The organism is Kitasatospora sp. NPDC047058 (assembly GCF_040643935.1).
In the GTDB taxonomy this organism is placed as follows: domain Bacteria; phylum Actinomycetota; class Actinomycetes; order Streptomycetales; family Streptomycetaceae; genus Kitasatospora.
Window position 1 is genome coordinate 1 of sequence record NZ_JBEYVJ010000246.1, and the last position, 11,016, is coordinate 11,016.

The window sequence follows — 11,016 nt, forward strand, 5'->3', positions numbered from 1 at the left end:
CGATCCGACAACCGCTCACCCGCAGGCGACTTGACCTGCCCCACCCTCGCCACACCACAACCAACGAGGCACGGACCCCAAAGTCACCGGCATTGGGCCTAGCCGGGAGCGGCCCGCGCCGGTGGCGGTTTGCCCTCGACCAGGTCGAGGGTCCTACCGTCGGCGGGCATGGCGACGACCTCCGAAAGCACGGCGTCCGGCAGCCCGGCGTCCGAAAGCACGGCGTCCGGCGGCCCGGCCACCGGGACCACGGCTGCCGGCCCGTCCGACAGCCCGCACGCCGGCCCGGCCGACACCCCGGCCGCCGTGCCGGTGCGGGCCGGGCTCCCGGGCCGGTACCTGCTCTGGCTCGGCGGCACCCAGGCCGGGCTGCTGGGCGACGCCGCGCTGTACTTCGCGCTGGGCTGGGCCGCGTCCGCCCACGGCGGGGGCGCGGCCGGCCTGGTCCTGACCGCGATCACCCTGCCCAGGACCGCCCTGGTGCTGCTGGGCGGCGCGGTGGCGGACCGGTTCGGCGCCCGCCGGGTGATGCTCGCCGGGGACGCGGTGATGCTGGCCGGCACGCTCGCGCTGGCGGCCGCCGCGTCCGGCCCGGGCATCCCGCTCCGGCTGCTGGTCGCGGCGGCCGCCGTGATCGGCACGGTGGACGCGTTCTACCTCCCGGCGAGCGGCTCGATGCCGCGCCGCCTGGTGGGCGCCCACCAGCTCCCCCGGGCGCTCGCCCTGCGGCAGGCGGGCGGCCAGGTCGCCGCGCTGCTCGGCGCGCCGCTGGGCGGTGCCCTGGTCGCGGTGGGCGGGCTGGCCGGGGCGGCGCTGGCGGACGCGGTGAGCTTCGGGCTCGTCCTGCTGGTGCTGCTGCGGGTCCGGCCGCCGGCGGAACGCGGCCCGGCCCGGTCCGCCGCGGACTCCCCGGGGCTGCTGCGCGAGGCGGCCGCCGGAGTCCGGCTGGCCCTGGCCGACCCGCTGCTACGGGCCGCGCTGCTGCTCACCGGCGCCGCGGCCGGGGCCCTGCTGCCCGTGGTCTCGCTGCTGGTGCCGCTGCTCGCCCGGACGCACGGCTGGGGGGCCGGGGCGGTCGGTCTGGTGGGCGGCGGAGAGGGCGCCGGGGTGCTGGTGGTGGCGGGGCTGGTCTCCTGGCGGGGCACGCTGCGGCGGGCCGGAGCCGGGGCGGCGGCCGGGCTCTGCACGGCGTCGGCGGGGATCGCGGTCCTGGCCTGGGCACCCGGTGTGGCGCCCGCCGTCGCGGCCGGGGTGGTGGCCGGGGCCGGTTCGGGGCTCTTCGCCTGCCATCTCGGGCCGCTGGTCCTGGGCGGTGCGCCGGAGGGCCATCTCTCGCGGGTGCAGGCGTTGCTGACGCTGGTGCAGAGTGCGGCCCTGGTGCTGTCGACCGGTCTGCTCGGCGTGCTCGCGGACACGGCCGGTGCCCGGTGGCCGACCGCGCTCTGCGCGCTCGCCACCGGGGCCGCCGGGCTCGCCGCATTCTCGTCGGCGGCGCTCCGCCGGGCCTGACCCGGCGCACCCCGGAGCGCCGCCGGCGCGGGCTCGCCGCCCCGTCCCCTGCCCCGTCCCCTGCCCCGCCCCCTGCCCGGCCACCCTGGCCGGCCGCCGGGCACGGGCCCCGGCCCGGTGGCCGGGGCGGCGTACTTGCCGGTCGTCCGGCCGCCGGGCAGAGTGCGGGCAGAGGGGGCGGGCGGCGGGTGGCCGCGCCGGCCCACGGCCGGGAACGCGCGGCGGCCGGACGGTGTCCGGCGGTCGTACGGCACGCGACGGAGCGGCGTACCGCCGGGTGGCGGACGTCAGGCGGCGATCGGAGACGGCGATGAGTGATCTGACGGACCTGCTGGCCCAGGGCCTCCCGCCCGACGCCCTGGCGGTGGACCCGGACGTGATGGCCGCCTACAGCCACGACATGGCGGGTTTCTGCGTGGCCGGCACCCCGGCCGTGGTGGTCTTCCCGGAGACGGTCGAGCAGGTGCAGCACATCCTGCGGACCGCCTCCGAGCTGCGCGTCCCGGTGGTGCCGCAGGGCGCCCGGACCGGGCTCTCCGGCGCTGCCAACGCCGTCGACGGCTGCATCGTGCTGTCGATGGTGCGGATGAACCGGATCCTGGAGCTCGACCCGGTGAACCGGATCGCGGTGGTCGAGCCCGGGGTGGTGAACGCGGAACTGTCGCGTGCCGCTGCCGAGTTGGGCCTCTCCTATCCGCCGGACCCGTCCAGCTGGGAGTCCTGCACGATCGGCGGCAACATCGGCACCGGCGCGGGCGGGCTCTGCTGCGTCAAGTACGGGGTCACCAGCGAGTACGTGCTCGGGCTGGACGTGGTGCTGGCCGACGGGCGGCTGCTCTCCACCGGCCGGCGGACCGCCAAGGGCGTGGCCGGCTACGACCTGACCCGGCTGCTGGTCGGCTCGGAGGGGACGCTCGGGGTGGTGGTCCGGGCGGTGGTGGCCCTGCGGCCCGCGCCCGCACCGCAGTTGGCGTTGGCGGCGGAGTTCCCGAGTGCGGACGCGGCGGGCGCCGCGGTCTGCGCGGTGATGGCGCGCGGCCTCACGCCCTCGCTGATGGAGCTGATGGACGCGGTGACCGTGCGGGCGGTCAACGAGCTGGGGCAGATGGGACTGCCGGAGTCGACCCAGGCGCTGCTGCTGGTGGCGTTCGACGGGCCGGACCCGAGTGCCGAGCTGGCCGCGGTGGCGGAGATCTGCCGGGCGTCCGGGGCGACCGAGGTGGTGCCGGCCGACGACCAGGCGGAGTCCGAACTGCTCTTGGCGGCGCGGCGGTTGGCGTTGCCCGCGCTGGACCGGCTGGGCACCACGATGATCGACGACGTGGCGGTGCCGCGGTCCCGGCTGGCCGAGATGCTGAACGGGGTCGCCGGGATCGCCGAGCGGCACGGGCTGACCATCGGCGTGGTGAGCCACGCCGGGGACGGGAACGCCCACCCGATCGTCATCTTCGACGGCGCCGACCCCGAGGAGTCGGCCCGGGCGCAGCGGTCCTTCGACGAGATCATGGCGCTGGGGCTGGAGCTGGGCGGCACGATCACCGGGGAGCACGGGGTCGGGCTGCTGAAGCGGGAGTGGCTGGCGCGTGAGCTGGGTCCGGTGGCGCTGGAACTGCAGCGGCAGCTGAAGGCGGTCTTCGATCCGCTGGGCATCCTCAATCCCGGGAAAGCGGTCTGATGGTCGGCTGATCCGGTTTCCGGTTCGGATCGTCCGTTGCCTTCGGGGGCCGTGGGGAGTGGTGACGGAGCGGGGTTCCGTAGGATTGTTGGAAAGTCTCAGAATGGCTGGATTTATCGATACGGGTCGGTCGCGCGACCGTACGGGGGCGTGTCGGCCGGAGCCTTGCGCCGGGGGCGGTGCGCCGGGTTCTTCGTGTGCCTCCCGGGCGCTCCCCGCGGGGGGCTCGGTGGCCGCCACCGTTCGGGCGAAATCCCAGGTCGGAGGCGGTGTGTCGGCGCGCTTTCGGTCGACGAGGGCGTTATTCCCGGCTGCCCTGGATATCACGCTAAAGGGCGAAGTTGCCGGGGTGGGGTGGCGCTTTGTCGATTTGTTGCGGAAGTCTGTCTCCCGGCGTCGCAGCCCGCAGGTGTTCGTCTGGCCGGCGAACTCCCGCACACCTTTCCCCTGGCAACAACACTCGACGAGAACACGCGAACAGATGGCATCAATGCACGATTTACCGCTTTTCTGGAGGCAACTCATGGCGCGCATCCGCACCCGCCGGCTGGCCGGTCTTCTGGCCGCCGCCCCGCTGGCGGCCGGCCTGCTGCTCGCGGGCGCCGGCTCCGCCGCCGCCGACAACGGCGCGGCGGCCGACGACGGTTCCAACAGCAGCGTGGTGTCGAACGTCGGGACGGGCAACGTCTTCGGCGCGGTCGACGGCAACTACGTGTCCACCCAGCAGACGGCCACCGGGCCCGGTGCCTCGAACCAGGCCAACACCCTCGCGGTGAAGGACAACGCGGGCACCATCCTGGCCGGTCAGTCCAACAAGAACGTCAACCTCGTCTTCGCGCCGGTTTTCCACTGACCGGACCGGGCACCACCGCCGGCGGGGGCGCCGGAGGTGGACGGCCGCGGGTGAGCTGAGCACCCGTGGCGGGGCTCGGAGCGAGACCTTCGAGAAACGCAGGGCAGAACCGGGGCAGCGGAAAGGGTCACCGCGAACCGGCCTCGTGGGCGGTGCCGATCGACGGCACCGCCCACGAGCGCGTCCGGCCCGCCGGGGGTGTCCGCCCACGAGCGCGTCCCGCCCAAGGGGGGGTGTCCCAGGGGCGAAACGGGCCCCGGACGGACGGCCGGGCGCCCCGGGCCGCGCCCGGCGGTCCGGGTACCCCGTCCGGGCCAGGGCGCCCGTCGGGCCGTCACACCTCGGCGGTACGGTTGCGCTCCGACAGCGCACCCCGCGCCCGGGCCCCGGCGGCCCGGACGGCGAGGGGCGGCGGCCGCGGCAACCGGAAGGAAGGGCGCGATGTCAGCGGAGGACGAGGGCCTGACCGGCCCGGGCGGGGCCATGCCTGCGCCGGGGCGGGAACCGGGGCGGGAACCGGGGTCCGGGCCGCGCCTCGATCCGGGGCCCGGGTCCGTGCCCGAGCTGCTGCTCGGCCGCCCGCCGATGGCCCGCCCGCTGCCGTCCTTCGACGCCGAAGCGGCCCCGGCCGAACCCGGCCCGCTCTTCGTGGACTGGCTCGCCACCGCCCTCGCGGCCGGGGTGCTGGACCCGCAGGTCGTCACCCTCTCCACGGTCGACGCCGACGGCCTGCCGGACGCCCGGGTGCTGGTGCTGCGCGACGTGGACGCGGCCGGCACCGGCTGGGTGTTCTCGGCGGCGGCCGACAGCCCGAAGGGCCGCCAGCTGGCCGACCACCCGGCGGCCGCCCTCACCCTCTACTGGCCGCAGCTGGGCCGCCAGGTCCGGGTCCGGGGCACCGTCGAGCGGGCCGCCGACCAGGTCGCCGCGGCCGAGTTCGCCACCCGCTCCCCGGCCGCCCGGATCGGCGCGCTGGTCGGCCGGCAGAGCGAGCCGCTGGCCTCGCCCGCCGAGTACGACGAGGCGGTCGCGGTCGCCCGCCGCCGCCTGGAGGCCACCCCGGACGCCGTGGCGGCCGGGCACGCCGTCTACACGCTCTGGGCGCACGAGGTGGAGTTCTGGCAGGGCGACCCGGACCGCCGCCACGTCCGGCTGCGCTACACGAGGACGGGCCCGGTCCGCACCCCGGAGTGGTCGCGGACGCTGCTCTGGCCGTAGGGCGCATCCGGCCGAGGCGCGCCCGGCCGAGGCGCGCCCGGCCGTCGGAACGCACCCGGCCCGGGCCCGCCCCGGCGGTGGCGTCCGCCGCGGACGTCCGCGGCGCGGGCGCTCAGCGCCGCCCGGTCACCGTGGCGCCGACGCTGGCGGCCACCACGCAGCCGATTCCGGCCAGCTGCGGCACGCCCAGCAGCTGGCCCAGCACCACCAGTCCGACCAGCGCGCTGACCGCCGGTTCCAGGCTCACCAGCACGCTGAACACCCGCTGCGGCATCCGTCGCAGCGCCGTCATCTCCAGCGCGTACGGGATCACCGGCAGCAGCAGCGACACCCCGGCCACCGAGAGCAGCAGCAGGAGCGGCGAGGCGCCCGGCGCGGTCAGCCCGTCCCAGGCCTGGCCGAGGCCGAACGGCGCCACCGTCAGCGCGCCCACCGTCATCGAGACGGCGAGCCCCTGGAAGCCCTGGAACGCGGCGCCGACCTTGTCCGTGAAGAGGATGTACGCCGCGTAGCAGGCGGCCGCCCCGAAGGCGTACGCCAGGCCGACCGGGTCGAGCGAGGAGCCGCCGTCGCCGTGGCCGAGCAGCGTGAGCAGCGCCACCCCGGCGGCCGCCAGCAGCGCCCAGACCAGGTGGCCGGCCCGGCGGGCGAAGACCAGTGCCACCGCGAGCGGGCCGAGGAACTCGATGGTCGCGGCGGTGCCCATCGGCAGCCGGTCGATCGCCCCGGCGAACAGCAGCGTCATCCCGGCGGAGGCCATGCCGAGCAGGCCCGCGGCGGCCAGGTCGCGCGGACGGCGGCCGCGCAGCCGCGGCCGGGTGACGGCGAGCAGGATCACCGCCGCGAAGCCCAGCCGCAGGAAGGTCGTGCCGCTGACCCCGAGCGGGCCGAACAACGGCTTGGACAGGGCGATGCCGAGCTGGACCAGGAACATCGCGGCCAGACAGAAGAGCGGCGCCGGAATCCTCTCCGGGCGCCGCAGGAAGTCCGGGAACCGCCGGCCGGCGGGCCGGGCGGGGTGCGTACCCGGTGGCGTCGCGGAGCCGGGTGCCCCGCCTCGTCGCCAGCCGCCCCGCTCGCCGGCGGGCTCGCCCTTCGGGGCGGGCGGCATGGCAAGGGCCTCGGCGACGGCGGCGGCCGGCGTCGGGGCGAGGGTTTCGCTGGGGTTGGGCGTGGGCATGCTGGCGAGTTTGCCGTAAGGAGTCAGGCCGGGGCAAGCTCGTTACAAATATCGGGACGGATGCGGACGGAGACGCCTGAAAGGGTGAGCGTCTCCGGCGCCCGCGGCGCGGTTGCCGCAATCGTCCGATGGTCCGTCAGTATCAAAGCGGGGTGCGCTATCTCCGCTCGGCGGCCGTGTCCGCCGCCTCGCTCGTCCTCCTGATGGCCGCCGACGGGTCGGACGTGAGCGCCGAGGCGACCACCCCGGTGGCCGCCGCCGTGCCCCGCATCCGGGCCACCGTCCTGCCCGACCGGGCCGGCCCGCCCGCCCTCCGCGCCCGCGACCGGTACGCCGGCGCGGCCTTCGACGCCTGCACCGCGCCGTCGCTCGACACCCTGCGCGCCTGGCGCGACGCCTCCCCGTACGGCGCGCTCGGCATCTACACCAGCGGCTCCCAGCGCGGCTGCACCCAGCCCAGGCTCACCGCCGACTGGGTCCGCCGGGCTCGCGCGATGGGCTGGCGGTTCCTGCCGGTGCACGTCGGGCTGCAGGCGCCGTGCAGCGCGCTCAAGGGCAAGCCGAAGCGGATCGACCCGGCGCACGCCGCCCAGCAGGGCCGGGACGAGGCCGCCGAGGCGGTCGCCGGGCTCACGGCCGTCGGGCTCGGCGCGGGCACCCCGGTCTTCCTCGACATCGAGTCGTACCCGCTGCACGATCCGGCCTGCGGCCAGGCCGTGGTCGACTTCACCCTCGGCTGGACCCAGGCCCTGCACGCCGCCGGGCACCGGGCGGGCTTCTACTCCAGCCTCGACTCGGGCATCGCCGACCTGGCCGCCGCCGCCCGGGCCGGCTGCTCCCCGCTGCCGGACACCCTCTGGTACGCGCACTGGGACGACCACACCGACACCGCCGCCGGCGGCGCGCTCACCCCCGAGCTCTGGGTCGGCCACCAGCGCGTCCACCAGTTCCACGGCAACGCCGAGGAGACGTACGGCGGCGCCACGCTCACCGTCGACCGCAGCCGGGTCGACGCCCCGGTGGCGAGCTGACGGTCCGGCGGGCGGGGCGGATAGGGTGTCCCGTCGATCGGTAGGACGGCGCCGGACCGGCAGGTCCGGGCGGGCGAGGGGGGCGGCGTGACGGAGCGCCAGGGACAGTACGGCGGCGCGGGCGGGAACGGCGGCCCACAGCCGTACCCGTACGGGCAGCAGGCGAACCCGTACGGCCAGGGCGCGCCCAACCCGTACGCGCAACAGCCGAACCCGTATGCACAGGGCGCGCCCAACCCGTACGCGCAGCCGGGCCCCTACCCGCAGCAGCCGAACCCCTACGCGCAGCCGAATCCCTACGCGCAGCCGGCCCCGGCCCAGCCCGCCCCGGTCGCCCAGCCCGCCCCGCAGGCCAGGCCCGTCGCGCCCACCGCGCCCGCCGTGCCCGGGCCGCCCGCCGCCGCACTGCCCGCCGACCGGTACCCGGGCCCGGGGCCGCGCCGCAACCGGGCCGCCGTGCTGCTCCAGTTCACCCTCCAGTGGATCTACGCGCCGCTCTGGATCGCCGCCCTGGCGGCCCTGTTCGCGATCCTGCTCTGGAGCGGGGGCGGCGGCCCGTCCGGCCCGGACTCCGACGCCTGGCTGAAGGTCAACCGCACCTTCATCCCGCCGCGCCGCCTCAAGGCCGAGCTCACCGGCAGCCCGGAGGACTGGGAGCGGTACCTCACCCCGATCCTCGAACGGCGCGTCCGCGCCGCCGAGGTGAAGCACGCCGCCGGCGACGGCGAGGTCTGCGACGACCTCAGCCGGGTGATGCTGGTCAAGTTCCCGGTGCGCCTCTACCGCGGCCTCGGCGCGGCCGGCGTCGTGCGGCTGGCCGGGCGGTACGGCTGGGAGGGCGGCTCCGCGGGCCCCGACCCGGACCGGGTCTGGATCCGCCGGGTCTTCCCCGCCCCGGCCGCGGTGTCCGCCCCCGGCCCGCACGACCCGCCGGCCGCTCCCGGTACGCCGTGGGGGCCGCGTCCGGGCCGGCCCGCGTTCCTGCTGCCGTTCATGCTCGTGCTGCAGATCGCCTACGTCCCCGTCTACGGCGTGCTCAGCCTGCTGCTCTTCCAGGGGCGGCACCCCCAGCCCGACTACTGGGACCGCTGGGGCGCCCGCTGGGCGGTCGGCCCGTGCGCGTTCTGGGCCGAGTTCTCCGGCAGCGCCGCTGCCTGGGAGCGCCACATCCGCCGCGTCCTCGCCCGCCCCAACTCCGGCCATGCCACCCGGGACGGCCGAAGCCGGATCAACCTCGCCACCTACCGGGGCGCCGGCGCCCAGCGGGCGCTGCGCATCGCGGCGGAGAAGGGCTACGTCCTCGACCCCGCGTACACCCCGGAGCCCGAGGCCTGCGTCCGCCTCCTGTACCGCCCCCAGCAGGGCTGACCGGCCCCGCGCACGCCGGCCCTACCGCCTGAGCCCGAGCGTCAGCCAGCCGAGGCCGCCGCACTCCCGGCAGGTCTCGGTGATGTGCCCCGTCCCGGACCGGTCCGCCCGGACGCCGAGCCGTGCCCGGGTCTGCACCCCGTCCGCGCAGCACGGGCACGGCACCCGGAACCCGCCCCCGCCCAGACCCGTCCGGCGGCCGTCATGACTGTCGTTCATGCCCCTCAGTATCGCCGCCGCCGGTCCGGCCCCTCCCCGGCGGACCGGGACCGCAGCGAAGCCGTGATCCGTGCAACGGGGCCGGGATGCTGACACCGGGAAGGGGGAGGGGCAGAATCGGGCTCGACCCCCCGCGTTACCGCCCAGTAGCCGGGGAGTCGAGCCGCAGAGCCCCCGGTCGCAGTGCCCCGGTCAAGGAGGACCCGTGTTCAGCACGATGCAGGACGTACCGCTCACCGTCGCCCGGATCCTGAACCACGGGGCCACGATTCACGGACGGTCCACGGTCACCACCTGGGACGGCAGCGGGCCGGTCGTCCGGACGTACGCCGAGGTCGGCGCGCGGGCCGCCCAGCTGGCGTGCGCGCTGCGCGACGAGCTCGGCGTGACCGGGGACGACCGGGTCGCCACGCTGATGTGGAACAACGCCGAGCACCTGGAGGCGTACCTCGCGGTGCCCGCGATGGGGGCGGTGCTGCACACGCTCAACCTGCGGCTCCCGGCGAACCAGCTGTCGTTCATCGTCAACCACGCCGCCGACCGCGTGATCATCGTCAACGGCACCGTGCTCCCGCTGCTCGCCGCCGTCCTCCCGGACCTCGCCCCCACGCTCAAGCACATCGTGGTCAGCGGCCCCGGCGACCGGTCGGTGCTGGCCGGCTTCGCGGGCGCCGTGCACGACTACGAGGAGCTGCTCGCCGGCCGGCCGGCCGAGTACCCCTGGCAGACCGACATCGACGAGCGCCAGGCCGCCGTGCTCTGCTACACCTCCGGCACCACCGGCGACCCGAAGGGCGTGCTCTACAGCCACCGCTCGGTCTACCTGCACTGCCTCCAGGTCAACACCGGCGACAACTTCGCCTTCACCCCGCGCGACACCGCGCTGCCGGTCGTCCCGATGTTCCACGTGAACGCCTGGGGCATCCCGCACGCCGCCTTCATGTCCGGCGCCGACCTGCTGATGCCGGACCGCTTCCTGCAGCCGAAGCCGATGGCCGAGATGATCGCCCGGGTGCGGCCCACCGTCAGCGCCGCCGTGCCGACCATCTGGAGCGGTCTGCTGGACGAGCTGGACGCGGGCGACTACGACACCTCCAGCCTGCGCATGGTGGTCATCGGCGGTTCGGCCTGCCCGCCGTCGCTGATGCAGGGCTTCGAGGAGCGCCACGGCATCCGGGTCGTGCACGCCTGGGGGATGACCGAGACCTCGCCGCTCGGCTCCTTCGCCCAGCCGCCCGGCGGCCTCACCCCGGAGGAGGAGTGGCCGTACCGGGTGACCCAGGGCATCTTCCCGGCCTCCGTCGAGGCCCGGCTGATCGGCCCGAACGGCGAGCGGATGCCGCACGACGGGGCCGCGGCGGGCGAGCTGGAGGTCCGCGGGCCGTGGATCGCCGGGGCGTACTACGGCGGCGCCGGGCAGGACCCGCAGCGCCCGGAGGACAAGTTCTCCGAGGACGGCTGGCTGCGCACGGGCGACGTCGGCACCATCACCGCGGACGGCTACCTGACCCTCACCGACCGCGCCAAGGACGTGATCAAGTCCGGCGGCGAGTGGATCTCCTCGGTGGACCTGGAGAACCAGCTGATGGCCCATCCCGAGGTCGCCGAGGCCGCCGTGGTGGCCGTGCCGGACGAGAAGTGGGGCGAGCGCCCGCTGGCCACCGTCGTGCTGCGCCCGGGGGCCACGGCCGGGCTGCCGGAGCTGCGGGCCTTCCTCGCCGGGCGGATCGCGTCCTGGCAGCTGCCGGAGCGCTGGGCCGTCGTCGAGTCGGTGCCGAAGACCTCGGTCGGCAAGTTCGACAAGAAGGTGATCCGCGCCAGCTACGCCGCGGACGAGCTCGACGTCACGGTGCTCGGCAAGGAGTAGGCGCACCGGACACGGCCGAGGGGCGGGGGGCCCCCGCCCCGGGGGGCCGCCCCCGGGCGCCGGCGGAGAGAAAAAGAGGTATGAACAAAACAAAAA

Annotated in this window: 9 protein-coding genes; 7 read left to right on the forward strand and 2 right to left on the reverse strand. The window is 76.1% G+C overall.

What is annotated here, in order from left to right; genetic code table 11:
• The first annotated feature begins 168 nt into the window (after positions 1 to 168).
• The 4 genes from ABZ885_RS27970 (at position 169) to ABZ885_RS27985 (ending at position 5,255) form a co-directional block, all read left to right on the forward strand.
• Positions 169 to 1,509 (forward strand): MFS transporter, encoded by a 1,341-nt coding sequence (locus ABZ885_RS27970; protein WP_360194240.1) that lies wholly within the window; start codon positions 169 to 171, stop codon positions 1,507 to 1,509.
• Positions 1,510 to 1,819: 310 nt separating this feature from the next.
• Positions 1,820 to 3,184, forward strand: coding sequence for an FAD-linked oxidase C-terminal domain-containing protein (locus tag ABZ885_RS27975; RefSeq protein WP_360194243.1), 1,365 nt, complete (start codon positions 1,820 to 1,822; stop codon positions 3,182 to 3,184).
• 523 nt (positions 3,185 to 3,707) lie between these two features.
• Entirely contained in the window at positions 3,708 to 4,037 is a 330-nt protein-coding gene (locus ABZ885_RS27980; RefSeq protein WP_360194246.1) for a hypothetical protein, read from the forward strand.
• Between the two features lie 555 nt (positions 4,038 to 4,592).
• The gene (locus ABZ885_RS27985) at positions 4,593 to 5,255 is read left to right on the forward strand and encodes a pyridoxal 5'-phosphate synthase (protein ID WP_360194248.1); all 663 of its coding nucleotides are present in this window, start codon (positions 4,593 to 4,595) and stop codon (positions 5,253 to 5,255) included.
• A 112-nt stretch (positions 5,256 to 5,367) separates the two neighbouring features.
• On the opposite strand, the gene ABZ885_RS27990 is transcribed toward ABZ885_RS27985, so the two are convergent.
• Positions 5,368 to 6,435: an EamA family transporter gene (locus ABZ885_RS27990; RefSeq protein ID WP_360194251.1), complete on the reverse strand. Its 1,068-nt coding sequence runs from the start codon at positions 6,433 to 6,435 to the stop codon at positions 5,368 to 5,370.
• 152 nt (positions 6,436 to 6,587) lie between these two features.
• On the opposite strand from ABZ885_RS27990, the gene ABZ885_RS27995 reads away from it, so the two are divergent.
• Together ABZ885_RS27995 and ABZ885_RS28000 are read left to right on the forward strand one after the other, a co-directional pair.
• Positions 6,588 to 7,466 carry a DUF1906 domain-containing protein gene (locus ABZ885_RS27995; RefSeq protein WP_360194254.1) on the forward strand — a complete coding sequence of 293 codons (879 nt, stop codon included), beginning with the start codon at positions 6,588 to 6,590 and terminating at the stop codon, positions 7,464 to 7,466.
• An 87-nt stretch (positions 7,467 to 7,553) separates the two neighbouring features.
• Positions 7,554 to 8,834, forward strand: a complete 1,281-nt coding sequence (locus ABZ885_RS28000; RefSeq protein ID WP_360194257.1) for a hypothetical protein — start codon at positions 7,554 to 7,556, stop codon at positions 8,832 to 8,834.
• A 21-nt stretch (positions 8,835 to 8,855) separates the two neighbouring features.
• Here the strand turns inward: ABZ885_RS28000 and ABZ885_RS28005 are convergent, their stop codons facing one another.
• A complete protein-coding gene (locus ABZ885_RS28005) occupies positions 8,856 to 9,053 on the reverse strand; it encodes a hypothetical protein (protein ID WP_360194260.1) in 198 nt (65 codons plus the stop codon).
• Positions 9,054 to 9,258: 205 nt separating this feature from the next.
• Here ABZ885_RS28005 and ABZ885_RS28010 point away from each other — a divergent pair, with 205 nt between their 5' ends.
• Positions 9,259 to 10,920, forward strand: a complete 1,662-nt coding sequence (locus ABZ885_RS28010; protein WP_360194262.1) for a long-chain fatty acid--CoA ligase — start codon at positions 9,259 to 9,261, stop codon at positions 10,918 to 10,920.
• Positions 10,921 to 11,016: the final 96 nt, after the last annotated feature.

What these genes read in the sequence shown, in the direction of transcription:
- ABZ885_RS27970 (WP_360194240.1), top strand. Translation starts at nt 169, where the DNA reads ATGGCGACGACCTCCGAAAGCACGGCGTCCGGCAGCCCGGCGTCCGAA.
- ABZ885_RS27990 (WP_360194251.1), bottom strand. Translation starts at nt 6,435, where the DNA reads ATGCCCACGCCCAACCCCAGCGAAACCCTCGCCCCGACGCCGGCCGCC.
- ABZ885_RS27980 (WP_360194246.1), top strand. Translation starts at nt 3,708, where the DNA reads ATGGCGCGCATCCGCACCCGCCGGCTGGCCGGTCTTCTGGCCGCCGCC.
- ABZ885_RS28005 (WP_360194260.1), bottom strand. Translation starts at nt 9,053, where the DNA reads ATGAACGACAGTCATGACGGCCGCCGGACGGGTCTGGGCGGGGGCGGG.
- ABZ885_RS27975 (WP_360194243.1), top strand. Translation starts at nt 1,820, where the DNA reads ATGAGTGATCTGACGGACCTGCTGGCCCAGGGCCTCCCGCCCGACGCC.